Origin of the sequence: Oceanirhabdus sp. W0125-5 (genome assembly GCF_027938815.1) — a bacterium.
Classification (GTDB): domain Bacteria; phylum Bacillota; class Clostridia; order Clostridiales; family Clostridiaceae; genus Oceanirhabdus.
On sequence record NZ_CP115913.1, the window covers coordinates 3,545,116 to 3,571,272 of the forward strand.

At 30.0% G+C, this 26,157-nt stretch carries 26 protein-coding genes; 4 read left to right on the forward strand and 22 right to left on the reverse strand.

Going from position 1 to position 26,157, the window contains the following annotated elements:
* From OW730_RS16395 to OW730_RS16415, 5 genes are all read right to left on the reverse strand, one after another.
* Positions 1-1,179 carry a restriction endonuclease subunit S gene (locus tag OW730_RS16395; RefSeq protein WP_271225129.1) on the reverse strand — a complete coding sequence of 393 codons (1,179 nt, stop codon included), beginning with the start codon at positions 1,177-1,179 and terminating at the stop codon, positions 1-3.
* Complete coding sequence (locus OW730_RS16400; RefSeq protein WP_271225130.1) at positions 1,179-3,755, reverse strand: type I restriction-modification system subunit M; 2,577 nt, start codon at positions 3,753-3,755, stop codon at positions 1,179-1,181. The genes OW730_RS16395 and OW730_RS16400 overlap by 1 nt, the downstream gene beginning before the upstream one ends.
* A gap of 212 nt (positions 3,756-3,967) precedes the next feature.
* Positions 3,968-4,087: a type I restriction-modification system subunit M N-terminal domain-containing protein gene (locus OW730_RS16405; RefSeq protein WP_271225131.1), complete on the reverse strand. Its 120-nt coding sequence runs from the start codon at positions 4,085-4,087 to the stop codon at positions 3,968-3,970.
* 1,015 nt (positions 4,088-5,102) lie between these two features.
* Positions 5,103-5,573 carry a hypothetical protein gene (locus OW730_RS16410; protein WP_271225132.1) on the reverse strand — a complete coding sequence of 157 codons (471 nt, stop codon included), beginning with the start codon at positions 5,571-5,573 and terminating at the stop codon, positions 5,103-5,105.
* Between the two features lie 4 nt (positions 5,574-5,577).
* Positions 5,578-6,561 carry a hypothetical protein gene (locus tag OW730_RS16415; RefSeq protein WP_271225133.1) on the reverse strand — a complete coding sequence of 328 codons (984 nt, stop codon included), beginning with the start codon at positions 6,559-6,561 and terminating at the stop codon, positions 5,578-5,580.
* Between the two features lie 596 nt (positions 6,562-7,157).
* Between OW730_RS16415 and OW730_RS16420 the strand changes: the two genes are divergently transcribed.
* Positions 7,158-7,355, forward strand: coding sequence for a hypothetical protein (locus OW730_RS16420; RefSeq protein WP_271225134.1), 198 nt, complete (start codon positions 7,158-7,160; stop codon positions 7,353-7,355).
* 148 nt (positions 7,356-7,503) lie between these two features.
* Here the strand turns inward: OW730_RS16420 and OW730_RS16425 are convergent, their stop codons facing one another.
* The 14 genes from OW730_RS16425 to OW730_RS16490 all read right to left on the reverse strand — a co-directional run bounded on the left by OW730_RS16425 (position 7,504) and on the right by OW730_RS16490 (position 14,335).
* Positions 7,504-7,629 (reverse strand): hypothetical protein, encoded by a 126-nt coding sequence (locus tag OW730_RS16425; protein WP_271225135.1) that lies wholly within the window; start codon positions 7,627-7,629, stop codon positions 7,504-7,506.
* 27 nt (positions 7,630-7,656) lie between these two features.
* A complete protein-coding gene (locus tag OW730_RS16430; protein WP_271225136.1) occupies positions 7,657-8,283 on the reverse strand; it encodes a hypothetical protein in 627 nt (208 codons plus the stop codon).
* Between the two features lie 16 nt (positions 8,284-8,299).
* Complete coding sequence (locus OW730_RS16435; RefSeq protein WP_271225137.1) at positions 8,300-8,470, reverse strand: hypothetical protein; 171 nt, start codon at positions 8,468-8,470, stop codon at positions 8,300-8,302.
* Positions 8,470-8,613: a hypothetical protein gene (locus OW730_RS16440; protein WP_271225138.1), complete on the reverse strand. Its 144-nt coding sequence runs from the start codon at positions 8,611-8,613 to the stop codon at positions 8,470-8,472. The genes OW730_RS16435 and OW730_RS16440 overlap by 1 nt, the downstream gene beginning before the upstream one ends.
* 25 nt (positions 8,614-8,638) lie before the next feature.
* Positions 8,639-8,842 carry a hypothetical protein gene (locus tag OW730_RS16445; RefSeq protein ID WP_271225139.1) on the reverse strand — a complete coding sequence of 68 codons (204 nt, stop codon included), beginning with the start codon at positions 8,840-8,842 and terminating at the stop codon, positions 8,639-8,641.
* A 228-nt stretch (positions 8,843-9,070) separates the two neighbouring features.
* Positions 9,071-9,511 (reverse strand): hypothetical protein, encoded by a 441-nt coding sequence (locus OW730_RS16450; protein WP_271225140.1) that lies wholly within the window; start codon positions 9,509-9,511, stop codon positions 9,071-9,073.
* Positions 9,512-9,547: 36 nt separating this feature from the next.
* Positions 9,548-10,351: a phage replisome organizer N-terminal domain-containing protein gene (locus OW730_RS16455; RefSeq protein ID WP_271225141.1), complete on the reverse strand. Its 804-nt coding sequence runs from the start codon at positions 10,349-10,351 to the stop codon at positions 9,548-9,550.
* 2 nt (positions 10,352-10,353) lie between these two features.
* Positions 10,354-11,100: a Rha family transcriptional regulator gene (locus OW730_RS16460; protein ID WP_271225142.1), complete on the reverse strand. Its 747-nt coding sequence runs from the start codon at positions 11,098-11,100 to the stop codon at positions 10,354-10,356.
* 288 nt (positions 11,101-11,388) lie between these two features.
* Positions 11,389-12,246: a recombinase RecT gene (locus tag OW730_RS16465; RefSeq protein ID WP_271225143.1), complete on the reverse strand. Its 858-nt coding sequence runs from the start codon at positions 12,244-12,246 to the stop codon at positions 11,389-11,391.
* Positions 12,237-12,419 (reverse strand): hypothetical protein, encoded by a 183-nt coding sequence (locus OW730_RS16470; RefSeq protein WP_271225144.1) that lies wholly within the window; start codon positions 12,417-12,419, stop codon positions 12,237-12,239. The genes OW730_RS16465 and OW730_RS16470 overlap by 10 nt, the downstream gene beginning before the upstream one ends.
* Positions 12,419-13,363 carry a YqaJ viral recombinase family nuclease gene (locus OW730_RS16475; RefSeq protein ID WP_271225145.1) on the reverse strand — a complete coding sequence of 315 codons (945 nt, stop codon included), beginning with the start codon at positions 13,361-13,363 and terminating at the stop codon, positions 12,419-12,421. Before OW730_RS16475 ends, OW730_RS16470 begins: the two co-directional genes overlap by 1 nt.
* A gap of 185 nt (positions 13,364-13,548) precedes the next feature.
* Entirely contained in the window at positions 13,549-13,719 is a 171-nt protein-coding gene (locus OW730_RS16480) for a hypothetical protein (protein ID WP_271225146.1), read from the reverse strand.
* 120 nt (positions 13,720-13,839) lie between these two features.
* A complete protein-coding gene (locus OW730_RS16485; protein WP_271225147.1) occupies positions 13,840-14,055 on the reverse strand; it encodes a helix-turn-helix domain-containing protein in 216 nt (71 codons plus the stop codon).
* Positions 14,056-14,104: 49 nt separating this feature from the next.
* Positions 14,105-14,335 carry a helix-turn-helix transcriptional regulator gene (locus tag OW730_RS16490; RefSeq protein WP_271225148.1) on the reverse strand — a complete coding sequence of 77 codons (231 nt, stop codon included), beginning with the start codon at positions 14,333-14,335 and terminating at the stop codon, positions 14,105-14,107.
* A 202-nt stretch (positions 14,336-14,537) separates the two neighbouring features.
* Between OW730_RS16490 and OW730_RS16495 the strand changes: the two genes are divergently transcribed.
* Together OW730_RS16495 and OW730_RS16500 are read left to right on the forward strand one after the other, a co-directional pair.
* On the forward strand, positions 14,538-14,927 hold the full coding sequence (locus OW730_RS16495) for a helix-turn-helix domain-containing protein (RefSeq protein WP_271225149.1): 390 nt from the start codon (positions 14,538-14,540) through the stop codon (positions 14,925-14,927).
* Positions 14,928-15,202: 275 nt separating this feature from the next.
* Positions 15,203-15,337 (forward strand): hypothetical protein, encoded by a 135-nt coding sequence (locus OW730_RS16500; RefSeq protein ID WP_271225150.1) that lies wholly within the window; start codon positions 15,203-15,205, stop codon positions 15,335-15,337.
* A gap of 425 nt (positions 15,338-15,762) precedes the next feature.
* Here the strand turns inward: OW730_RS16500 and avs4 are convergent, their stop codons facing one another.
* From avs4 to OW730_RS16515, 3 genes are all read right to left on the reverse strand, one after another.
* Complete coding sequence (gene avs4 / locus OW730_RS16505; RefSeq protein WP_271225151.1) at positions 15,763-20,511, reverse strand: AVAST type 4 anti-phage nuclease Avs4; 4,749 nt, start codon at positions 20,509-20,511, stop codon at positions 15,763-15,765.
* Between the two features lie 392 nt (positions 20,512-20,903).
* Positions 20,904-21,857: a bacteriophage abortive infection AbiH family protein gene (locus tag OW730_RS16510; RefSeq protein ID WP_271225152.1), complete on the reverse strand. Its 954-nt coding sequence runs from the start codon at positions 21,855-21,857 to the stop codon at positions 20,904-20,906.
* Positions 21,858-22,303: 446 nt separating this feature from the next.
* On the reverse strand, positions 22,304-23,614 hold the full coding sequence (locus OW730_RS16515; protein ID WP_271225153.1) for an SIR2 family protein: 1,311 nt from the start codon (positions 23,612-23,614) through the stop codon (positions 22,304-22,306).
* Positions 23,615-24,419: 805 nt separating this feature from the next.
* On the opposite strand from OW730_RS16515, the gene OW730_RS16520 reads away from it, so the two are divergent.
* Positions 24,420-26,018 (forward strand): recombinase family protein, encoded by a 1,599-nt coding sequence (locus OW730_RS16520; RefSeq protein ID WP_271225154.1) that lies wholly within the window; start codon positions 24,420-24,422, stop codon positions 26,016-26,018.
* Positions 26,019-26,157: the final 139 nt, after the last annotated feature.

Here is a 26,157-nt window from a genome sequence, read left to right on the forward strand (position 1 = left end):
CTAAATAAACATTTCATTTAAGTATGCGTTTTTTATTTTTTGTATTTTATCAAGCTTATCCTGATGAAGGTTGATAAGGTTGTCGAGGTTCTCGAAAAAATCGCCAATCTTATCTTGTTCTACAAGACTAGGAACAAAAATTTTAAATTCAGAGAATTTTGAAATCCAATGACGTTCATGACTTTGTGGAATATAATTTATATTTTTCATTACATTATAAACAAAATAAAGATTATCATTTTCTTGTTTTAAAGTTAAAAGTTTCATTGCTGAACTCTTAACTTTAAAAGGGAAATCAACATAATGTGATGAAATTGTAAAGTCATCAAATATTATTACTGGACTATCAAAATCAGCATGATAAATACCACCAGTTTCATTTGTATATCCCAACACAAAGCTTTGTCCTGCGGTTAATACAGGTGTTTGATAAGCATCATCATAATCTGTACTTTTGACAATATATTTTGTTGGTTGCTCATATTTCAGCACTTCTCCCAACTTACGCTGTTCCCAATCGTCAGTAAAACCAGCAAATCTTAGTTTTGGCTTACGCTCTCCTTCAGCAGGAAACATTTCCGTAAGATATGCTTTTTTTAATGCTTTCGTCTTATCTAACTTACTCTGATGAAAGGTTATAAGGTTATCAAGTTTGTTAAAAAACTGCCCGATTTTTTGTTGTTCTTGAAGTAGCGGGCATAAAAATTCATAGTTTTCAACATTCGACTTTGAAATATTTTGTACTTTTGTACCTGCCCCACATCTACTAAAGTATTGTTGATTTTTGTTAATTGCCATTGATAAAAAATAGCTATCAACACTTTGATTTGGACGTATTTCTGCGACACGTTGATTAAGAATATACGTATTATCTATAGGTATTTGTGCGGTCATTCCAAGTAAACCGGGTGACTGCTCACTAAGAACCATAACAAGAGTTCCTTTAGTTAATGTCGGCACTTCAATATCAACATATCGACCAGAATGAACTAGATTTCCACCCATATCAACTGATTTAAGTGTAATAAGTTCATATCGCCCTTTTTCTTGGATATCATTTTCAAAACTACCACCATTTGAGTATGTAGATACATCTTTTAACTTACGCGGTTCCCAAGCTTCAGCATTATTGAACTCTTTAAATCGTCTTTTCGGTACAGTTTTCTCATTTTCGCTCATTATTTCACCACCAATTCGTTCTTAAGTGCTTCAAAGTCACTCATCAAGCTCTCTATTTCTATATCTATATCTGATAGTGTATTTGCATAACGTTCCTGTATCATTTGTAACGAGTTTAATTCAGCTTTCAATGGAATTTGTACTAAACCCACCATTTTTTCAATAGTACTTCCAAACCATTTTTTATACATCAGATTATCTATTTCCTCATCTGTTAATACTAAAATTCGTTCTTGTACTGCATCCTTAAGCTCTTTTTCTTCAGATTTGATAGCTTTAGTAAGCGAAGATTTTTTATTTATTAATGTTTCAACCTTTTTTAGTAACCCATATTCTTCTGAACCCTTATCAGCTTTCTTTAACTCTGCCTTCACTAATTTGTTGTCAAAAGCATCCCCAGGTTCATCATCCTTGTTCTTTTTTAAAGTATCATATAAAGCATTATTTTCTTCACTATCTTCAACTTTTGCAGCTTCTATCAAATCAGCTAATTCTGTCTCTATCCCTTGAATGGAATCTCTTTTATTTTCAATTGCTTCTAATTCTGCATAATAAAGTTCCTTTGCAATCAAATCATTAGGAATAATACTTCCAACCCAGCCATCTTGTTCCTCTCGTTTATTGCTTCCTGAACCCTTTGTTATCATATTAGGTTCACGTGTACGGCCTATCTGATAAAATCCCGCATTGGCAATAATCTCTGTATCATGTGTTAATGCATCTTTCCAAATTTCCGCAATAATCTGGTATCCATCATATACATCAATATACTGATAATCGGATAAGATGTTCTTGATGCTATTAAGCATTTCTTCCATAAGATCTATAAGATCAGTAGAACTATCAACATTTCGTAAAACATTCCAATATTGCTCTATATAATCATTTGTTTTTATTCTGATATCATCAGACATAGTAGTAATCCGAACATCATTTAGAATCTCGCTTGTTAATTCACATACTGGCTTTGTAAGATTGACATATCCAGGACGAATTGTTTGCAAGTAGCGATTCAAGACGTCTGGAACAAGTGCTTGCAAGACTGATAAATCGTCAATATTTTTTAGTGGAATTCCACCTAACAAATGAGCATCCACATCTTGACTAATTTCTGTATCGATAGCTTTAACGTAACGAGGAATATTCATATTATATTCATTTTTCTTGATGTCTTCACGTGTAGCTAGATTACTATATCCAGGTATTTTCGCCTTTTCCATGTACACATCTACTATTTTTGCAATGTCTTTTTCCTGAAGTACATTTTGCTTTCCTACTTTAATAAAGCTATTTGATGCATCAATAATAAGTACTGGAGCATCAATTTTACGATTCTTTTTTAATATTATTATCACAACTGGAATTCCTGTATTTGTAAATAGATTATTTGGCAAACCAATAATTGCATCAATACGACTCTTATCTAATAATCTTTTACGGATTTTCCCCTCAGCAGAACCACGAAATAAAACCCCATGAGGTAATACAATTGCCATAGTTCCATTTGTTCCCAAATGATATAATCCATGTAGTAAAAATGCCAAATCTCCTTTTGAGTCTGGAGGTAAAGTACCTGCTAAATCAAAACGGGGATCACTTACCTTTAACCCTGCTTTATTCCAATTTTTCACTGAATAAGGTGGATTCATAACAACCGCATCAAATTGCACTCCTTCATTTGGGTTTTCTGGATTTTCTGGCCAATCATGCGAAAGAGTATCACCATTCTTGATTGTCATTTTTTTTGGACTCACTCCATGAAGAAGTAGATTCATACGAGTCAAATTATATGTAGCTGTATTCTTTTCCTGACCATAATACTCCAACTCTTTTTGAACATTCTTATCCAAGTGCTTTTTTACTGTTAAAAGTAATGAACCCGACCCAACTGTTGGATCATATATTGATGTAATTTTTGATGATTTCGCAACTATCTGAGCCATAACTTCACTTACTTGATGTGGGGTATAGAATTCTCCTGCCTTCTTTCCGGATTCCATTGCAAACTGGCCAATCAAATACTCATATGCATCTCCAAGAACATCCCCTTTTTGTAATGCTACCATGTTAAGGTCTGCAAATAGCAGTATTAGTGCTTTAATATTTTTACTTCGTTCATTTAAATTGCTACCTAAAGCTGTATCTGTCAAATCAAGAGTCGAACTAGAGAATAGTCCCTTAAAGTCACTTGAATCACCAGATACAGCTATTGTTCTTTCAAAACTATTAAGGCTATCTGTAACCTTTTGAACTTCAAAATTCCCTGAACTAATATCATTAAGCCATGTTTGATAAAGATATTCTGGAGATACATAATACCCCAACACACCTTGTATCATTTTTTCAAGTTTATCTCCATACTCAGTCTTTGCCTTAGCATACTCATCAACTAACTCATTTTCTGATAATTGACCTACTCCTGCAGTTATTTTAAAAGTTTCTAATGTTTTATCACTCAAAAACTTGTAGAACATTAAGCCAAGCATATAATCCTTGTAACGGCTTGCATCCATGGAACCTCTTAACTCATTTGCTCCATCCCATAATCTTCTTTTAATCTCTTCTGATGTAATCATAATTATGCCTCCAAATATTTCATTTTTTAATTCAATATATAACCTATGTTAAAATCTATTACCAACCCTGTCTTCACTCGTGTTTCAATGGAAACAAGTTCATATCCTTATCTATTTGCGATGATACTGCTACTAAGATGAGAAACATTTTTTAATTTATAGCAAACATAAACTTCCAGTTTATGTTAAGACCCCAGTTGTCGAGGTAATAACTATAAAGTTATTACTTGTTTAAAACGTCTTAATACTGCCATTAGTAAAATTACATCACCATATTTTTCTGGTCCATATAGACCTCTTAATAATTCTGCTATCTTCCATATAAAGTTCACTTTTTCATTAAAATTCTGTATTTTAATTTCTCCTTTTTGTCAATTAGATTTATCATTGCTTATGTCTTTAGTTACTAATTAAAGTTTTAAGAACTTAATAAACATGAAACATGTATAAATAAATTAAAATCGTTAATAATTTGGTTTAAACTCAATAATCTTATATACATGTAAATGTTATTATTTTATTCCTTAATATTCTATCAATGATAAATATTCTATATATTAAGGTGGAATTCCTTCTAATTTGGAGAATTTATGCTGTGTTTGTCAAAAATAAGTACCTATAAAAATAATTCCCTCAAACATCAGTATGAGGGAATATAATTTACAAATATTAAATTATTTTAAAATACTAAAAAGCTCACCTTAACATCTTTCATTTCTATCAACACATATATTTTTATGTATTTAGGATATAGATATTATTAAATTTAAATTGTGATGCAATCTAATAAGTAATCTATTCTTTCTGGAACTATCACTTTACATTTTGTGCTTTTATCAAACACATTAACTTTGGATGTGCGGATGTATTCAGAAGATTAGCACAAAAATTCATTACAACCTTCAGAGAAAAATCTCTTATCCTAATAAACATAGAGATTTCTAAACTTAACTGTCAATTTAACAATAATGTCGCTTTCAACAAACTCAACAGATGCAGTAACTTTAGAGATATCTTTTCTTAACCTCTACTCATACCTCTAAAGCCCCAATAATCCATCCGCATCGCTTGAACTAGTCCAAAACCATTTACTTATACTCTCCACACAAAATAACTTCCTCATAATTTAAATAAACTTGTTCTCAATTACCTACAACATAACTTAATACAACTAGCCTATTTTTACACAAATGTAAAAATAATCACCCAAAGAGTCATAGGAGATGATTGGAAATCATCACCTTGCTATTAATTACTTTTTCAATTTTTTATTAGATTAGACCTTCGCAAAGCCCATTTTTTCGTTAATATATTTTATTTTTATATAAAAAAGAGCCGAAATGGCTCTTAATTACTTTTTCTTATCTTGTTTATGATTTTTCTTAGATTATTCATAGATTTTATAAAAAATATTATTGATAACAATAATGAAATTTGTTCCATATATAAAATAAAGTCAATGGTATTATATTTTTCATTATATATTATCATTATAGCAGCTACTATACTTAAAATATTTAAAAATATTGCAGTATAAATAGCAAAATAATATTTATCAAGATATCCTGCACTTTCTAATCTTAAAACTTTCTCTTTGCTTAACCCACTTATCATTATGCCTAACCCTGTAAACAAAAATCCTGCTAAAATTGAATTGATCGTTAGAAAATTAAAATGATCTGATGTAGTTAATGTAGAATCCACCTCTAGTATACCGTGTTTAATCATTAAAAATACCATAAGTAATGATACAATTAATAGTCCTATATTCCAAAGATTTCGTTTTAGTTGCTTTCTAAATTCTTTCAATTCTTTCACTTCCTTATTTCATATAATCCAGAAGCTCTCCTCTATGCAAAATATATTTATCAACCAATGTCTTCTTTATTTCTTCAACTCTCTTATCACCATCTTGACTAGTATATTTAAATTTAGCTTTTGTAATAAATTCATTGTCTAAAAAATGGTATGGTAACATATTCTGACCTTCATCTTTTGCCTTTGCTAAACAATCCTTTACTCTTCCTTTATGTGTTTTATATATATGATCCTTAAATTCTTCTATTTTCCCTTTGTCTTTTAATAAATTCTTATTCCTCTGGGCAGTAATTGTAATAACTATTTCTGTAGACTTAACATTTTCTAATTCTTCAAATACACTTTCAGTTAATCCTATTCCATCTAACCCTAATATTTTATCTGTTGGTACCGCTAGTTTATATGAAACTGCATTTATGAGTTGTTTTTTCTTTAACATTTTAGCTACATCTTTAGTTATTATAGGTGTTATATCTAACATTCTTTTCCTATCAGTATGATATCTAGTAATTATATTATTTAACTTTCTAATATTTGGTGCAGACAATGAAGTTAAATAAGCTATAGATACTTTTTTGACATGTCTTTCAAAAAATATTTTAAAATACGTAAATACTTCTATCTCTTCATCTTTCTTTTTTTCTATTTTTACCGATTCAAAGCTTTTTTGATTTCTTCTATGCATATCATTTATGTCTTTTTTACGTCCAAGCCTCCCAAAAATAAAGTCACAATCATTAATATTATCACATTCAATTGGACTACCAATACTTTTGCCATATTCAAGTATTTCTATTAATGAATAATTAGGTCTATCCTCTAATAAAATGCAATTTTCTTTATTTATATTTTTCTTAATTATTCCTTTAAAATCTTTTTCGAATTCTTCAAAGCTTAAGTATATATCCTTGTAGTCTTCTTGCTTATTACTATTGATAAATTGTTCCCTTTTTAAATAATCTAATTTATAAAAATGTATAGTTGCCATTTTACCTTCCCCTTTCTATATATTTATTCATATTCTTCAAATTATTTGCATTTCCTTCAAAATACACTAAATTTACTTATGAATTCTTAATTCAGAGGAAAGAATTTAATCAAATATAATTATTATTCTATTATTTAAGTTACTACTAACATACCTATTATTTATTTTACTTAAATATTATTATATCCATATATATTTTAAAAAAACTTGGATTTCTACAAGTGCGTATCCTTTAACAAACAATCAATATAGATAGTGTCTATAACATTTGCATACTACCATTTTAACATGTCCAAATTTCCATTAAAATACTGTCATTTTAACACATTTATACCACATCTAACTTTTAGCCAGTGAACGTAGTCAACACCCCTTAGTGTTCTCTTGCTATTGTCAGTCACAGTCATTGCTATAAGTGGTGTCTATATTAAATCCTTTTCTATGCTCTCTTATTAGGATTGTAGTTAGACTACAATCCTTCATTTAAACATTCACTTCTCTTCTAGCCTTAAAAGCTTTATATTATGCATTACCATTCTTCTCCTTGACTTGTTAATTTATAGTATTTATTATTAGTATGAAAGGATGTGTGACAAGTGGATGGTTTATTTGGTATAGTAATAAGCTCACTTCTTATTATAGGGACTACTGCAAAACCAAAATTGTTTTGGGAACATCCCAAAACTGTTAGAATTAGAAAATCATTCGGAGACAGTGATACAACTAAAATATTTTTAGTTCTAGGAATTATTGGTGTTATTGTTGGTATAGCACGTGCCTTTAATTTCTTATAATAGTGAATGATTCTAGTGCTGAGGAGTTTTCTCAGCACTCCCTATTATACTGTACTTCCCAAAATAAATTCCTTATCTCACAATATACACATATGTTGTATTAGCTACATGCTTTTCTAAAAAAATTACCATCCAAGTCATATATAATCTACGTAGCAAAATCATTTTTAGCTTTAACTCGCTTTACATCAATCTTATATTTACAATCAGCCAATTCTGATTCTATTTTCATCTCCACTCTTATCAAACCTTTTTGCATTATGATAAATCTCATTAGCTATATCCACCATATCCAATTGCATTAGGTCACCACCCTCACAATGCAACTCTTATGAACTGCAGTATGTTTTTTATCAAATATAATATTGAAAGTATCTCCACTGTTGTATATCCTTGTTACTCTAGCTATAATCATGTCCCCTCTTAAACTAACTCGAACCATATCCCCTATATCAATCTCGTCACTATTAATTTCTTTTACTTCGTCCGATATGATCTCTAAAACTTCCTCCTCAATGCATTCAATTTCTTTTATATTATCAAATTCTAGCACCCAACCTTTAGGGTTAATACTTATTACTCCACCCTCATGCTCTACAAGAAGATTAAAATCTCCGTTCCTATGAATGACTCTATTAGCTTGATATTTATTTTTAACTTCCTCTAACTTTTTCTTTTGTATCTCATTCAAGGCATTATTAAAATGAGGGAAATAGTACATAATTTTATCTTTTGGAAGTACTGGTATTTGATTATCTAAGGTGAATATATTTTTACCTTCAGCATCATAGTGAAAAGTTTTTATTATTTCATCTTCCTGTACCTCAATACTAACTCTTCCACATGCATGAAGAATTTTTCTTATAACCCTTTCATCCTCCTTATATTGTTCCAATATTTTTTGCTGTTCTTCAGTTAACTTCTTCATTTCAAAAGTGTACGATTTAACGGCTTCTTGTGCACGTTTCAGCTGTTTTTGTATCATTTTTAGCCTTTTTTATTACAGAATCAATATTTATTGATCTTTTTTCAGTCTTTTGCATTTCTAATAAATCAAATATTGAAATTTGCCCAGGAAGCATTATATTCTCTTCATATTTTTTCTTTTTACCCATCAATCTATCACTTCGCAATCTTTAATTCTCACAATACCTACTTTCTTTTTCTTAGAAACCTTATATCCACCTCTAACTTCTTGAATAAGATTATAAACTTTCCCTATCTCGTTTTCATACCAGTCACCTTTATGAGCATCCATAATAATTATCTTTTTATCCCTTTAATCACCAGCTATGTCTTTTAATAATTTTATTTATATCCCTAAGGATTCTTTTTTCTTCTCTAATATCTTTAGTGAAAATTTCCTTTTTTGTTGGTTCCTCATTCACTTTAGATTCGATCTTTCTTTTTTCTATTTGAACTTCTAATGCATGTTTAATCGCATACCATTCCTTGTATTTAAATTCCATTGATATCTTATTTCCCATAACTACCTCCACTTGAAATATGAGAGCTTGTACACTTGCAAATAACTTGTCTACAAGCCCCTTGCCTAATTTAATTGTTGCAAGTTTTAATTAAGTCAATTCAAATATAGTTCCACCCTAGGATTTTCACCATAATGTATACTTTGGTGTGATGACTATTCCGTTTTTGCATACTCTATTTCTAGCTTTAGCTTTGGTTCTCCTGGAATATTTAAGATTACACTATTACTAGTCTGCAAACAACATTCCTCCCATACACACTCTAACTATGTCTACTCTGTCATATTTTCTATTCAAATTTTTCTTAATATGTTTACACAGCTTATATACATCTAATTGATTGATTCCTAGCAAGTTCCTTATCTCATTACTTGTATATTCTCTCCTATTGAATAATTTAAATAGTTTAGATTGCATCTCCATCTTCAATTTCATATCCTCAGGTTGTTTAAGTATTTCAAACTTTAATCTGTCATTTGAGCTATAACTTATAATTTCTTTTGGATTAATGTTATGCCTTATACACGCTTCTTCAAAAGCTTCCGGTAAGCACTCTATAGTTTCTTTCCACGTATTCTCTTTTGTATGTATTACACTAGTTGTTGCTGTATTAATAATTTTTTTAACTTTATCCATATCCTCACCTATTTCTTCAATTCTGATATACACTTTTTGCAAATATTCTTGCCCTTATTTCATTCAATTTCACTCAACAACAATTTCAATTTTCTTATTTAATGCACTTTCAAGTACTTTACAATACTTTCTTAAACCAATTTTAAAACATTCATTTGCTGCTACTACTGTTATTTTAGTATCATCTCGAATAACAGTATTTTCAAACCATGTTTTATATGCAATTTCACTAAGAACTTTACTTTCAAATATTTTTCTATGAATATCACTGGGAAAAGAGTTTGGTAATGATGAGCCTTTATTCTTTTCTCCATCTTCTTCTAATTCTTTATCTTCTTTTTTATCTTTATCTTCCTCTTTATCTTCTTCTGTTGAGTTACGTAACGTTACATTTTCATTACCACCATTACTTGTAATGTTTTCTCCTGTTACATACTCCCCTAACTCCTCTTCATTACCAGTTTTTTTAGATGATTCCTGTAACATTTTCTTTTTCTCTCTATGCTTTGCAACTCTTTTTCTGTTTTGCTCTCGAATCTTTTTCATGCCATCAATATTCTGATGTTTTTCCCAGTTAGAAATATTAATTATTTGTTTTTCATCAACTTCAATCATTCCAAAAGTTCTTAGAGTTTCCAATGATAATCTCACAGTATTTAACGGTCTGTTGAATACTGTTGCTAACATTTCAACTGTGTATGGAATATTCTCAGATAAATAAATATATCCATTATTATTAGCTTTCCCAGCAAGAACTAAAAGCTTAATCCAAATAATTAATATGGTATCTTTCTCCGGCATAGACTCAATTAATTTAATTTTTTCATCATCAAACATCGTTGTTGTTAGTTTTATCCATTTAATCTCTGACATTGTTAGTCCTCCTTAGTTGCTCCAACATCACTGAAAACTAATTGATTATTTGCCTTCTCAATTAATCTTAATAACTCTCCATTTGGAGACCATTTTCTAATTAAATTCAATGAAGTTTGAAAGTCTTTTTTCAAAGTGTTATGGTAGGATGTTATATTAAAGTATCCCTTATAATCCCTCCATAAAGCTCTGTATACCTTAGCTCTCAAAGTTTTATCTAAATACGCTGGAAATTCTTTTCCATAGCATACCTTCTTTACTCTACAATCAACTTCTTTTTTTATGGTTACCTCTTGCCCATAATCAATCACCATGTTATTTTCTATGTGCCGAACCTTTCCATCTAAATCATTTAATTTATTATCATGCTGTTCTAAAACTTCATACTGTAACTTTAACTGATCCATAGGTGAAAGTTGTTTTTGGCTTCTAATCTTTTCCTCCATTTTGTTAAACGCTTGAATATATTTCATTTTCCAGTCTAGAGCTTTGTTGCCAGTGAACCCCATTACTAATAAAGAAAAACCATCTCTAGTTAGTAAGTATTCCTTATTTAACTTTCCACTTAAATCCTTGTACTCATGGGGGATAAAGTACTGAACCGATTTTTCGGTTGAGTTAATTCCTTCAATAATTCCATCTATTTTTTCTATTACGTGGCCATGTCTTTTCTCAAAATTCAATGATACTTCTCTACTTCCGACTATTAATTTTCCATTCTCTTCAACAACATTTATCAATTCTTTCAAGTTATATTCCTCCTAAAAATTTTTCTCTACTAACACTGACACTTCTGTAACTTTATTTACATTTATATCTTTAGTGGAGGTCTTTACAAAAGAAGATTTACTTTCAGTTTCTTTTTCATAAAACCGACCTCCACGAATACTCCTAATTTTTACGCAAATACTTAGATTGTGGTAATTTACCCTATTGGATGCTATAATAGGGCTAAGTACTTTACCAAGTACATTTGAATTTAAAGTTTTTATCTATGAAGAACGCTTGGCGGAGCGTTTTTCTTTTTTATATTCCACTTATTTTTCTCCCTTCTCTTCATGATTAATTGAATACTCTGTGTTAATATACGCATCTCCAAAACCAACTTCGGGTTCTTTAACAGTACTAACTCCATTATCCCTTTGCAGTCCCTCAAGTATCTTTTGACTTTCTTGTTGCTCTATACTAATTGGCATATACTTAATTAATTTTAGAATTACAGTTTTCAATCCCATAGATACATAATGATCCGCCCATGGTCCGAATACTTTGTTTTGCTTATTTTTACTCTTAGTAAATCGATCTCTATGTTTATCCATTTGAGCTCTAGACATTACGACAAATCCAGTACCACCATCTTTAAGCTTATAGCATGCATAAAAATGTGTTATTTTACTTTCATCATCTTCTCCACATGGAATATGGCGTAACTTTTCATCTAGTCCATATGCATACTCAAACTCATCTCCGGAATAAACCTCATGTGCTGTTATTGTACTGACTGCTCCAGTCCTTCTCACTAAATCTAATGCACCTTTATAGCCTATCTGGAATTGAGCTTCGAATTTACTTGTTTTGCCATTCCAAAAGGGTACTATGTATGCATGCCCTAACAAATTTGGTTCCAGGCCTAAAGTAGCACAGTTTACAATCGCACCAACCACTGTATCAGGTGAACATTCCATAATCTTAGGGTTTCTACTCACTGCATTGAGTCCAACACGACATAATCGCTCTGGCGTAACATGTTTAGGTACCAAACTTTCAATTGCTTTAAACTGCTGTTTAAGCTGTTTTACAAGAACATTTTGAAACCCATTTCCTTGCGCTAACCCTTTTGAATTATCTGTTTTTTTAGCTAACTTCTCTTTAACAGTTGATGTGTTTACTGGCATTTTTCATCTTCCTCCTTACACTTAAAAATTAATTTATCTTCTTCACTGTCATAAGCTATTCCAGTGATATAAAACTCTCTATTTTCATTATCATAAATTTTAAAGTTACCTTTATTTAATTCATTAAGTTGAGAATTTATTGAACCTAATAAAACATCCAAAGCTCTAATCATTATGAAACCTCCTTAATTGAAAATCTTCTGCTAATTGAAGTTTTACAGTACTTTTCATAAATATCAGGATGATCTATCTTTAAATTTTTACTATCAAGTCTATTAGAATTAACATTCTTCCAACTGATTTTGTATGTATCAACAGTTGCTTTTTCATGCGCTCCAATCATAACTTTAATTTTATTTTCACACTCTGCTATTTCTCCTTTTAATTTTGATTCCTCTGCTTTCAACTTATTTCGTTTTTCAATAAGCTCTGCCGCTTCATAATCAAGTAGTATTTCTTCAGTATCAATAGCTTCTGGATACATCATTTTTAACACTTGAGTTGATGCTTCACTTCCATCAATTACTGGTGGATTTTTTATTTTAATATGATTTTCCCAAAAATCTTTCTCAATATTTATTAAATATTCAATTATCTCTTGATCCCTTTGTATTTCTTTCCAAACAAACTTATTTCCGCCTATCAATGTAGCTATATATCCTTTCTCGCAACCTGTTACCGCTAGATAATGTTGTACTTGTAGCAAATAACTTTCAGGAATCACATCATCTTTCCATTCACCGTCCTTATATGCACTAGCTGTCTTACACTCAAGCAAAGCATTCTCTCCAACTATTACCCGATCCAGATTAGCAAGCATCCATGGGTACTCTTTATGCTGTAGTATAAAGTTTTTTCTCCTTACTTTCTTTCCTGTTCTTTTTTCAAATTCTTTTGCTACTGTATCCTCCATTACTGTTCCCCAATATGCTGCTTCACTCTCAATATCCTCATTTGGTAATTCTCCAACTTTATCAAGATATACCGATATTGGAGATTTCCATTTATTAAGCCCACATATAGCTCCAACATCTGAACCACCTAAGCCCTTTTTTCTGAGTTCAAGCCACTCTTCTCTTGATACTCCATTGGTTTTAGATAAAATTTTAAAATTCACATCATTTCCTCCTATTCTTCAAAAACTAACCTCTTACTATTTTTCACCCTAATTCTACTGAATTTTTTTGTAATATTCTTTTAGTAACTTGAATATCATATAGTGAGTAAGTGTTTTTTGTTGCAGAAAAATTGCTCAAAAAAATATGTACCCACTTTTTCATCATTAGTCTATAGATAGTAGCTTTAGTTATTTTTCTTTTCTTCTTCCTCAAACTTCTTTGCTAAAGCACGAAGTTCTGATTCATTTAGTTTATCAGCAATTAACCCAATCAATGTTTGTGAGTATCTATTATGAAACTCTTCTAAATTCTCCTTTGCAGGATGTCTACAGGTTACTGATAAAACTTTTCTCATAACTACCTCCTTACTTAAATTTATTCAATATCATCCTTGGTTATTCTAATCACTAAAGTCTAAGACTTATTAAATCGTACATGTATGTCAAAATTACCATTGATTAATCCCTCAAAATTCCTATTCCTCATCATCTATATCCACCAGTTCATCTAAAGTACAACAAAGAACTTTGCTAAGTTTAACAAGTACTCTAACTGTTGGATTATCATACTTTCCACTTTCAAGCTCACTAATATACCCCCTTGCAACTCCACTTTTCAATGAGAGCTGCCGCCTTGATAGTTTCTTCTTTTTTCTTAATTCTTCAATTTTTAATCTCATAGCTAACTCCATAAAAACACCCCATTAATTTACATGTATTAAATTTGAATTTTTGGACAAACTAATAATTAATTGAACTACTTATTTTCATTTTGCTAATTTCGTCATTAAAAAAAATATTATCTATAGACTTATTAAAAATCTTTGATATTTTTCTAGCTTCTTCTACTGTGAAATCTGATTTACCATTGATTTTAAGATTGAATGAACTTTCTGATATCTCAAGGATTTCAGCTATATTCTTCTGTGTTAAATTAGCACCTCTAATTAGACCTTTTAAATTACAGTACATAGTTCCACCTCCTTCTAATTAGCATTTTGAAAATTATCGATATGTTAATTATATATTAGCAAATTGTTAATTTCAATAGTATTATTTGAATTTTCATTAAAAAATATTCATTTAGCTAATTTTCATTTTAAAATTTTCAAATAGTTTATAATTGTATATATAGATTATTTAGACACTAGAACTTATGTAATGAGGTGATGAGTTGAGCAAATTCGGTGATAGATTAAAATACTTACGAGAAAATAAACAATTGTTGAGCAAAGAGTTTGCAAAAGAAATGAACGTTGAACCAGCAACGGTTACAAATTGGGAAAAGGGAAAAAGATTCCCAAAGGATGATATGCTAGTTAAAATAGCTGATTACTTTGACGTTACTTTAGATTATCTTTTAGGAAGAACAGATTCTTCAAATATTAAAACTATAGATACAAATTTCAAAGATGATCAATATACTATAGAAATAAATAAAGATATCTATCCTCACGATATTACCCCTAATGAATTAAAAGAATTGATGGAGCAACTTGAAACTGTAGGATTTGATGTTGAAAAACTCATAAAGAAAATAAAAGATAAAAGAGAAGATGACTAAATATTTTCAAGTCATCTTCTCTTTTATTAATTACTTAATTCTTGTATAGTAATTATTTTACATAATTAACAGACTAGTATTACAAATCTATTACTAAACTCTGTGTTTTCTTTACTAAATAAATAGGATACATTTAAATTAAAGTTATTTCATTACATTCTTTTACCCTAAAATACTACAATATAAGTATTTTAAGTCTTCTTTTTGACATTTTTAGTAAAATATAGTATAATCTCATTAAAGTTATTATATTTCGATTGTGAGGAATATCTATTATGGAACCTAATAATTTTGTTTTATTGTTAGAAAGTATTGAATCTGTTAAGAAACATTCCAAGTTCAAAGAAAAAGAGCAACCCAATAAGAAAACATATAAAAATAAACCTTTTGATCCTAGCAAAATATATTAAAGTGTATATTCAATTAATCTTTATTTAAAAAGAGCTCATATAAATCACTGAGCTCTCTTACATATATATTAGTTATGTTACTTAACATAATGTATGCATAAAAAGGGATAAAATGAATAATAATTTTGGGTGAATATTTCTTATCATCTATAATTCTACTAATATGGATAATTAGAAGTTGAACATATATTATTATACTACCTAATATCCTATCCAACTCCTTCGCTTAAATCCAATACTTATGATATGGCTCACCGTACCGCGCTAAAGTGTGGTTTTTAATTACTAATAAGATGTATTTCTACTTCAAGTATATTTTTCCTCACATTTCATGTGAGGAGTATAATGTTACAAATGTAGTTGCTTTGGTAAGCCATAAACATACTAGAGTTTAAATAATTCAATCAACTATTTTTTTTGTCAATCTAAATAATATTCTCCCTAAGAATATAACCTACTGTAGAGCCCTTTTCTATAAGGAAATTTAGTACAACTAGAATTTTCTGCTTTAACCGTTTATTCTTCTTAATCTTTTCTCGCTCTTCATAAACATACTTTCTGACCAAGTTTTCTAAATAATAAGGAGTATTCCGCTCAAGCTTCAAAGTATCATATTCCGAATGATTGGATAACATATTAGATATCCAAATTAGTCCTTCAGCGATAAATGAACTTCCAATATCATTCAACAGTTTAGATATAGAATATAAGACTGACGGATGCTGTCCCATCTGCTCAGATACATCCTTAATTAATCTCATGTTAGTTGATTTTAATGAATGCCATTCTTTAGTAGTATCGTTCCATCGTGTTTGTGCAAATAAGTAACTTTTAATAATTTTATCTACATACCAGTTATTAGTTCCGTTATTAGTTACTTCAATTATTTTATCTTTGAACTGATTCCACACAAACCAAAAATTATCATAGCTATGCATTCTATCTTCAGCGTAAATAAATTCTTGGAACATCTCTGCTATTGGTTCTGATGAGTTGAACTTATCGATAAATGGTTGAATCAATTGTGGTACTTTACTCCTCTCAGAATTTAAAACAAGATAAGCATATTTTTTCAAAAATTCATTACGTACCGTGTAATCGACTTTATCACCATCTCTACCTTGTGTTAGCTCTCTTGCAAACACAGTAATTATTTCATGAGCAATATCAATATGTTCTCTATGCTCTAACTTACTAGGCATCATTTTTAGAGCATTTGATAGTATAAACAAATCAAGCTCTTGAATATTACCTAAATCTGAAATTGAAAATTCATTATCAACCATCTTATTGAGACTCATCTCATTTTCAGCTAGAAATCTGCTTAACAATTCTCCTAAATCAGGTTCGTAAACCCCATTTTCAAAGTTCTCTTTTCGAATTTCACTTATTAACTCATTATATTTGTACTTAAATACTAGATAACCCAATAGTAATGAATGAGCATCCTCAAATTCTTTTTCCCACATTTTATGAATTGCTATCATAGAAAAAATATTGAATCTTTCAGATGATATCATTCCTCCAACAGATTCATCCTTAAATAGTATAAGTAAAAGCAATAGTTTTATTTTTTCCTTTTCCTTAGGATATAACTTCATCAGTTTTGGTAATGAAGCAATTGCTTCCTGTGCACCATCTCCTACTTGATAGAAATAATTTGGCTGTACGCAAGATATCACTTTAGCAATTATAACGTCCTTGCAAAATTCTTTATCTTCATCATTCAATTTATCGATATAATGCTCAACTAATACCACACATACACATGATGGTATTTGGTAATTAAACAAATGGAATCTTTCATTTTCAGCGTGTGTTGCCTGAGGTAAATCTGGGTTGTAAGGCTTGTTAAGTCTTTCTAATATTTCTTTAGCTTCATCTAACGCATTTTGGGGATTACTATCATACTTCTCATATTCCTTAGATTTTTCATCATTTTTAAATTTGAAATCAGCCCATAACTTTAAAGGAACATACCTCATATGTTCGTTGTAAGCTTTTTGATTTTCCTCTCTAAATTCATCTATTTCTGGTTCTATCTCAGGTTCAAACTGTATCAATATGCCACCATTAGTCTCTTCAGTAGTAATATTCATTTTTCGCCTATCCATTCTAGCCAAAAACAATCTCCAGGTCTTATCCCTCTCATTCTGCTCAGAGTCTTGTGGTAGTTTTTTATAATAATCATCTAAAATATCCCATAGAATTTCTTGACGTTTCTTCGCCTCATCCGCTCCTGACTCTTGCATTGCAAAAACTTGATAGTTTAAGAAGAGGCTTTCTAAACTCCATTTCCGATGCTTATCTTCACATGTTTTTAATCTCTCATTATCATAAAAACTACTTTTGCTAATACCCCAGTTTTTCCCTATTGAATATAGTGTTTTAGCACCTTGTTCCGAAGCCAATCTATGAGTATCATGGATGATAAATTCTTTAGTTCCAAATAAAATTTTTGCTGTGTCAAATGTTTTTTCTGGATTTGCTAACACAACACTTGTCACTACAGATGAAATTGAAGCACTCTCAGAAGTTTCGAGTAGATAATTCAACCAACTTACTAACACTTCGGTTTTCATTTTTTCTGCTATTTCTAGAAGAAACTTTTCTAAAGCCATGTGAATAGATTGTAACAAGTTAGGACTTACTGGAGAACTCGTCCCTCTGTAAATCTCCCACAAGCACTGACTAATGTATTGTTTCTTCTGTCTATCATCTCTTAACATAACCTCAACCTCGGTTATGTTATCAAGTCTAGAAGCTAAATTTGAAGAAACATACTTCCTTACAGACTTATTTGTAAAACTAACTATAAAGTCCATTGTTGCTTTGGGGTTAATCTGAAGTAGCCAATATATAGGACTTTGATAGGCACTAGCAGGGTGATAATCTGTATAATCTTTTTCTATACCAAAATCATGTTCGACATCATCTCTACAACTCGAAAACATATGGTCTTCTTTTGGTGTATAAGTCCAATAAAAATCAGCTAACTGTAAAATCTCATCTGGTAATACCTTACAGACAGGTAAACCATCAAGCTTTGTTAAAATGAACTTAGCTAAATCATAATAAGGGTCTCTATAATTCTTCCATTCATTGAGTAGTATTTCAGCTATAATCTCTTTCAATTCCATTTTTAATTCATATGAGCCATTAATAATTGTCTTTAGAATAGTTTCTAGTGTATCATCCCGCGAATAGTAAACATCTCTGCGAATAGTATTTTGATAATACTTCAGAGCAATAAGACCAGCACATCTAGTAGTATTTCCTTTTCTAATTTTGTCATTCCAATCATTAATTATAGGCAAAACAAAATTAATATTCTCAATTCCGATTATTTCTATATTATTGTAAGTAAATTCGATTAATGCCTCCCATCCGACTCCCTTTGGCTTTGTTAGAATGTGTTCCAGAGTAAAGAGGTTTATATCTTTTATGCCTAATTGCTTGAAAAATTCATCATCTACTTCTTTGCAAGCAATCCTTAAAATGAATATCAGTCTTTTCAATAGACTACACTTGTTTGACAATAACTCATTCTTAAAAACTTCGAAAAAGGTTCTTGAATAGTCTGATAGTAGAATGGAGGCAAATAGCTCATCTTTCCAAAAAGAATCAATCTCACTATTCTTAACAGTATCTTCAATGAATTCTACAATTTCATAATCTTCTAGTAATAGTTTTTCTGATATCCAGTTTCTTAAACACCTTCTTATTGGTAATGATTCTCCGATTGATACAAAAAAATCATGTTCATCAGACCTATTAACAAATTCTTTATTTATAATTTTCTCTAATGCCCATTCTTCATAAATATCATGAGTTATGAAATATCCCACATCCTCATATCCCAACATTCCATCTTTCATTAACTCATCACATTGATTACTTAGCTCAGCTTTTACATCAACAAAAAATTTACCTGTATTCGCCCTCTGAGATGCAATTTCCATGAAACACTTCTCTCTTTCAGGTTTACTCTTTTTAATTCTTTGTTCCCACAATTTTAACTTAAACTCAACATAATCAATTTCGTCAATATCCTTGTAAAATTGTAAATATTCATTTAAATAGAAAGGATTCCTTATTAATTCTAATAATTTCTTGTCCTTTGGCAGAGTAAAAGCATTCTCATTAGATATAGTGATTAGTTCTTGCTGTTCCAAAGGACGTATCCCAATATTTAATGGAGCAATTTTATAAATTTCAAAAAACTGATAGTTAAGATCTTTAAGATAGGCATCTCTAGTAGTGAAAATAACTTGCCAGTTTGTTTCAACGATTGCTGATAATAACTCTTTGAAAGGGTCTGTATTCCTTAAATCTAGTAATTTTTCAGCTGAGTCAATTACTATTGTTTTGCGTTCCATATCTTTATGAACATCAAGGAAATTACTCAAGCTGAAATCACCAAATATATCATTAATATTTCTTAACTCAAACTCTGTAGCTTTAAAAATATAGAATGGGACATCTTCTGCGTAGCGTTCATATAATTTTTTTACTAAGACAGTTTTTCCAACCCCACCAACACCGCTGATTATACATACTTGATTTGAACCACTAATGAGAGGATTCAATTCTTTCTCTCTTGTGATTTCAAAATTCTTGTCGTTAAAAGAAATATCTGTGTTAATGTATTTAAGTAGATTCTTGCTATGATTTTGCATTTCTTCTAATGTTGAGAATATGCTTTTTTCAAATGTAAAAAAGTGCTTAGCAATGATATCATTTTTTACTGTAACAAATTCAGATTCAAAGAAACTAGCTAGTTTCCAGTCCAAACTAATATCTAATTCTTTTGCTAACTTTTCAATATCTTTTTGTCCTTGAGGCATCTGTCCCTTGTTTTGTCCCCACTCCTGATTTGAGTAGATATACAATCTATTCACTTTAGGGTAATCCCTTTTTAATTTGTTTAATGTATCTTCTAAATCTTTTTTATGGCTTGAAAGCGAAGTTTCATAGAATTTAGCTTGCCAAGCAACAACATCATCATTAACTTCAATTGGATTTGTTTCTATAGCTGATTGATTCTTATATCTAAATATCCCATAATCCATATTAAATTTCTTACAGAACAGCAAGTAACAAAACCATTCAAAGTTATTCTGAGGATTTTCGCTAAATTTTGCTTTGAATACATCCCAGTTTGGTTTAATCATATATATCACCCCTTCTATATTTTTCACTAAGAGCAAAATGAAAACTCACGCTCACGTAAATTTACCCCATCATCTGATTATTAGGTTCATGTTGAGAATATAAATCCCTTTACATTCCACTATATTAAACGTTCATGTTAAGTAACCATCTACAAACCTGATTTCTATCATTCATAGTTTATACTCACTCTTAACATATACATCATAATGTGAAAAACTATTATATTCTCTTGCAGAAAATCATGGATTTGAAAAGTGGAGATAATGCTCTTAATACAAACCACAAAACCGCACTTATTTGTGATACAGTTCACCGTATCGCACTAAAGTGCGATTTTATCAAATCTATAAATATCAATTTATAGGGATATTCATTTTGCTAATCTACAATATTAACTATCCCAGAATGTATCGGATTGCTCAAATTTAACCAAGTTAGTATCAACTATTCCAACGTTTTCAAATACATTTTTCAATGCACCATATGCTTCTTTGTTATACCAGTATACTGTCCAATTAGTACTCTGATTTACGCTCTCAATTATCTTATGTAAGTATGGAAGATCCACTTCTCCAGCTGACCACCCAATAATAACAACATGATTCACAAAATTAAGTCTTTCAAAGAAATTATAGTTTATATTAATCTGCTTATCTGTGTCCTTATATATTGCTTCAAGGTAGTCTGCCACAGCATCTTGCACACTCGCCTCTGCTTCAGCATACTCGTCTTCAGCCTCTTTTGCCCATATCCTATGTTTTTTTATGTCCTGCTTGTTACAATGTCCCATTATTGGATCTATAGTACAAATCGAAGAAACTCCGCCATGTATATGCATAACATCATCAATGCCATAAACCTTTTCTAACACATCTGTATAATTAAAACTCATAAAAATATCTGTACTGTTTATCAGAGACATGTTTAAAGGCCTCAGTTTATCAGTATTAATTGTCTCAATCCAATCTTTTACATATGAGTGCAGTTTTTTTACATATCCAAATTCATCCCTCCAATAGTAATCCATATGATCTCGAATTCCAATTTTGGGCATTCCTTCCGTAACAGATTCAGACATTTCAAGCATTTCCGTCGTATTAGGCTTACCTATGTGGTGTTCAAACACGCTCCACAAATTATGATTTACAGATTTATTCCATCTTTCTTGCGCTTCTTCCGTATACCATGGTTCTGTATCATCAAGAGGCTGAATATTATATCTGGCTTCAAAAAACCTTAAAAACTCCGGATCTCGTTCTCCAATATACTCTCTCATCCCCCAATAATTTGTATTTAAACCATGTGCCACATCAAACCCATTTCCAATAATATATAATGTCTTCATATTAACCTCTCTATTTATAATATCGTAATAAAACATTTTGCAAATACTCTTAGCGTCAAGTAATACCTATATTAATAAGTTGATTATTCACCATAAGGTTCATTAACTCTACTACAAGAAATAATCTATATTTTATGCTATCCAGGTTATTAGAGTAAAAGCTCTTTACCATTAACGTTATACCCACAAACTTAAATAAACTGCACTTCAATAGACAGACATATTTTTCATGATTATTATAAATTATATCATATGGAAGATTTTTCTCATACTCCTGATAGCAGTCAATTATATCTGCAACTTTTATTTCCTCATAATTAGCCCTACAACTCAGAATTTGTAGGCTTGTTTTACTATTAAATAAAAACCGCACTTATTTATGGTACAGTTCTCCGTATCACCCGTGAATGAGGTTTTAACATTATTTTTTACTTATTTATAGATTCTTATTTTTCAATCGATTTCAATAATGGTTGTAAATCACTTTCTGTAAAATTATTATCCACTTTTAAATATAATATTTGATTAAGATATGATGGTATTTGAACATCACCAACTATGATAGGAATAACTCTCATAGATTTATCTGAAACTTGTTTTAAAATCCCAGCCTGAAGTTCACTTTGTACCCAAGTAGATTTTATAGAATTCTCGGTTATTAAGACAATCATTATATTTGCATCTTGTATTGCCTTAGATATTGATTGTACTAAAATATCTCCTACCTTTATTTCTTTATTAAAATCAAAAACATTAAAATCATTTTTATTTAAAAAATCATAAACTACTTTAGTAATATCTTTATCATGTGCTGAACTACTTATAAACACCTTTTTGCTTTTCTTATTATCTTGAAATATCTCAACTTTATTCTCTTCACTTTCCACTTCTTTGTACAATTCGTTTAAGAATGCACTTACTTGTGAGTGAGAATCATCACTTTCATATTCAATAATCTCTATCCTTTTATCTAATATTAATCGTCTTTTTTCAGTCATATTGTATTTGCCTTTTTCTGCCAACATATAATGTTTGTCCAAAGTCCTGGAATATAATACAGATAGTTTATCAAATGTATTATTTAAATCGTCATCACTTCCTCCAAATCCAATAAATAATATAGTGTAAACTGAAAATATAGTTTCCATAAATTGTCTGTAAGTTATATTTTTAAATAGAATATCATCATAACTTCTTTTACCTAATATAATTGAATCTAGTCTATCAATATGACCATGCATTTTAAATATAAAAAACTCATTATTCCTTAAGAATGAATTTTTATCATCTAGGTCATTCTGCGTAAAAATAGGGGGTAATACCCCTTCATTTACTAACGAATATGCACCTTCAATTAAAGTATCATAATTTGTAGTTATTACCGCTCTAAAAGGTATTGTAGGAATTATTTTGTGTGCTCTAGAAGGTTTAACATTTTTATCTCTAAAAACACTTTTGTAAAATTCACCAATATTTGAACCTCCTATTATATCCTGTAACTCTTGTGCTGCCACAGTAAGATTATTCTTATCAATCATTTCTTTAACATCCTCTATGCCATTCCAAAATGGTGTTCTATTTTCATTAGCCCATTCTAACATTTCATATAATAATGATTTCCATGTTGGTAAATTCTTATTGTTACTTCTTAAAACTTGTGAAGATAATCCTGACCCTACAAATAATATACATCTTCCATTTTTAATATCTTCTATCAACTTTTGTGGAATAATTCCTTTGTATTTTAAATTCCCCATTTATATTCTCTCCCTCTGTTAGCTTACTTTTAAAATTAAATAATAATTACTTTACTATTTATATAAACCTCACTTATTTATGATACGGTTCCCCACTCTTTATCCTAAAAATATATGAATGTGAAAGAATTCAACAAAGTCATAGGTTTAGATCCTTTTTCTCTATTATTATATAAATTTATAAATTTCCTCAATACTTAACTTCCCATTATAGACATAATTACACTATTAATATCTATTATATTTGTTGCTATACAACTCAAAGGTTTAATTCACTTATTCTTAATTTTGATAACATTTGATATACTACTAATAATATTTCTACTAAACTATTATTTCTACAACAAAAAACAATTTCCTGCATAAATTATACCAACAAGTTAAATTTTACCCTTTATTAATATTTATTGTTTACTAATACATTATAAACTAAACTAGTCTATATATAGACACTTCCACATACCTACTTCTTATGTAATAATTTCAATATACTAAAAATTTATTATTATTTATTAATGAAACTTATTTAATTATTGAAGATTTATTACTTCTTCAATAAGGAGGCTTTATCCTATGAATTCTAATAAAATGATCCTATTATTATCTAGCATTCAAACTGTAAATAAAAACTCCCATAAACTATGGAATAAAAAACCTCTTTGTATTCAGACGAGGGAAAAAGTTTCCTCCCCTTTTAATGAATATTTTGATATAGAATTGAAACATACACAAAAATGAACTTTACAACTACTACTGGGTTCTACTTTAAACAGCTTGTAAATAAAACTTAATAAGGGGTGATAATATGAAAGCAGCTATATACTCAAGAAAATCAATATTCACCGGTAAAGGTGAATCAATAGAAAATCAGATAGAACTATGTAAAGAATACTGCAATAAGTATTTAGATATAGATGAATTCCTAATATATGAAGATGAAGGTTTTTCAGGTGGGAATACAAATAGACCTCAGTTTCAAAACCTTATGAAAGATGCTAAGGAGAAGAAATTCCAGGTGCTTATTTGCTATAGGTTAGACCGTATTAGTAGAAATATAGCAGACTTCTCTTCTATAATAGATACTCTTGAAGATTATGATATTAGTTTCGTATCCATTAGAGAACAATTTGATACATCAACACCAATGGGAAGAGCCATGATGTACATTGCTTCAGTATTTGCTCAGCTTGAAAGAGAAACGATTGCTGAAAGGGTTAGAGATAATGCAATCACTCTTGCCAAAACTGGTAGATGGCTTGGTGGACTCCCTCCTTTTGGATTTGATAGTGAGAAACTCACTTATAGGGATGAAGAACTAAAGGAAAGATCAATGATGATACTAGCTCACAATGAATCGGAAATCCAATTAGCTAAAACCATATTTGTTCTTTATCTCAAACATAAATCACTTTCTAAAGTCTGTACAATCCTTACTCAGAAGAACCTTAGATCAAAGCAAGGTAGTTATTGGAATAACAGCAAACTCACTCGATTACTGACAAATCCACTCTTCGTTAAATCAGATGAAAATATAATTAATTATTATAAGAATCTTGGCATTACTGTACATGGAACACCAAATGGAAATGGAATTATAACTTATAATAAAACAAAGAAACTTCGAATACAACGTAATATGACAGAGTGGATCTTTGCCATTTCTAAACATAAAGGAATAATATCATCAGATGATTGGATTAATGTTCAAAATATTATTGAAGGTAATAAATCTAAAGCACCTAGATTTGTATCAAAGTCAGCTACTATGTTATCTGGTACTTTACGATGTGCAAAATGTGGATCTGTAATGATAATTAATCATGGTAGGCCTTCTGCAAAAACAGGAGAAAGAATTAACTATTATGTATGTTCTTTAAAAATCAAATCTAATAAAGCTCGATGCGATAATAAAAATGTTAGGGTAGATCAAATTCAAAAGGCAGTGATTGATGAAATAAAAAATTATAACTTAAAATTAAAGAATGAAAACTTTAAACCTCTACTAAAAGATCTAAATAACTCATCAAATGAAAAGGAAATTTCTTCTCTAGAGCAGACCATCTCATCAAAAGAAAAGTCAATGAGTAATTTAGTAAAAAAACTCTCACTTGCTGAAGATGATATATCAAACTATATCTTGGAAGAAATGAATAAACTCAACAAGGAAATTCAAAGTTTAAAAGAAACTCTTAAAGAAGAAGTATCGAAATCCAAGGATATAGATAAAATTAAGATTAATATAGATGCAATGTATAAAGCTCTTGATCATTTCGACTCCACTATTGATTGTCTTCCTGAGATTGAAGACAGGAAACAGCTTCTCAAGTCAGTTGTAGAAAAGATAACTTGGGATGGAGATACATGTAACGTTGAAGTAACCTACTGGGGGTGCAAAAAAAAATAGCACCCCTTTTACCAACCTTATCCAAAATGACGCACTTTAGTTACATAAGGTCAGAATTCCGTTCCTGCATCAATACACTTATATACCTGGTAGCCCATCAATATCTCCTTATATCTTTCTCCACTATTAAAATATTTAA

Bases quoted from the DNA above. Each gene is read 5' to 3' on its own strand.
- OW730_RS16515 (WP_271225153.1), bottom strand. From the start codon at position 23,614: ATGGGGAATTTAAAATACAAAGGAATTATTCCACAAAAGTTGATAGAA.
- OW730_RS16490 (WP_271225148.1), bottom strand. From the start codon at position 14,335: ATGTACTGTAATTTAAAAGGTCTAATTAGAGGTGCTAATTTAACACAG.
- OW730_RS16400 (WP_271225130.1), bottom strand. From the start codon at position 3,755: ATGATTACATCAGAAGAGATTAAAAGAAGATTATGGGATGGAGCAAAT.
- OW730_RS16455 (WP_271225141.1), bottom strand. From the start codon at position 10,351: ATGTCAGAGATTAAATGGATAAAACTAACAACAACGATGTTTGATGAT.
- OW730_RS16415 (WP_271225133.1), bottom strand. From the start codon at position 6,561: ATGGCAACTATACATTTTTATAAATTAGATTATTTAAAAAGGGAACAA.
- OW730_RS16395 (WP_271225129.1), bottom strand. From the start codon at position 1,179: ATGAGCGAAAATGAGAAAACTGTACCGAAAAGACGATTTAAAGAGTTC.
- avs4 (WP_271225151.1), bottom strand. From the start codon at position 20,511: ATGATTAAACCAAACTGGGATGTATTCAAAGCAAAATTTAGCGAAAAT.
- OW730_RS16480 (WP_271225146.1), bottom strand. From the start codon at position 13,719: ATGAGAAAAGTTTTATCAGTAACCTGTAGACATCCTGCAAAGGAGAAT.
- OW730_RS16465 (WP_271225143.1), bottom strand. From the start codon at position 12,246: ATGCCAGTAAACACATCAACTGTTAAAGAGAAGTTAGCTAAAAAAACA.
- OW730_RS16435 (WP_271225137.1), bottom strand. From the start codon at position 8,470: ATGGGTAAAAAGAAAAAATATGAAGAGAATATAATGCTTCCTGGGCAA.
- OW730_RS16485 (WP_271225147.1), bottom strand. From the start codon at position 14,055: ATGGAGTTAGCTATGAGATTAAAAATTGAAGAATTAAGAAAAAAGAAG.
- OW730_RS16510 (WP_271225152.1), bottom strand. From the start codon at position 21,857: ATGAAGACATTATATATTATTGGAAATGGGTTTGATGTGGCACATGGT.
- OW730_RS16470 (WP_271225144.1), bottom strand. From the start codon at position 12,419: ATGATTAGAGCTTTGGATGTTTTATTAGGTTCAATAAATTCTCAACTT.
- OW730_RS16430 (WP_271225136.1), bottom strand. From the start codon at position 8,283: ATGAAGAAGTTAACTGAAGAACAGCAAAAAATATTGGAACAATATAAG.
- OW730_RS16440 (WP_271225138.1), bottom strand. From the start codon at position 8,613: ATGGATGCTCATAAAGGTGACTGGTATGAAAACGAGATAGGGAAAGTT.
- OW730_RS16445 (WP_271225139.1), bottom strand. From the start codon at position 8,842: ATGGGAAATAAGATATCAATGGAATTTAAATACAAGGAATGGTATGCG.
- OW730_RS16500 (WP_271225150.1), top strand. From the start codon at position 15,203: ATGGAACCTAATAATTTTGTTTTATTGTTAGAAAGTATTGAATCTGTT.
- OW730_RS16520 (WP_271225154.1), top strand. From the start codon at position 24,420: ATGAAAGCAGCTATATACTCAAGAAAATCAATATTCACCGGTAAAGGT.
- OW730_RS16425 (WP_271225135.1), bottom strand. From the start codon at position 7,629: ATGAGATTTATCATAATGCAAAAAGGTTTGATAAGAGTGGAGATGAAA.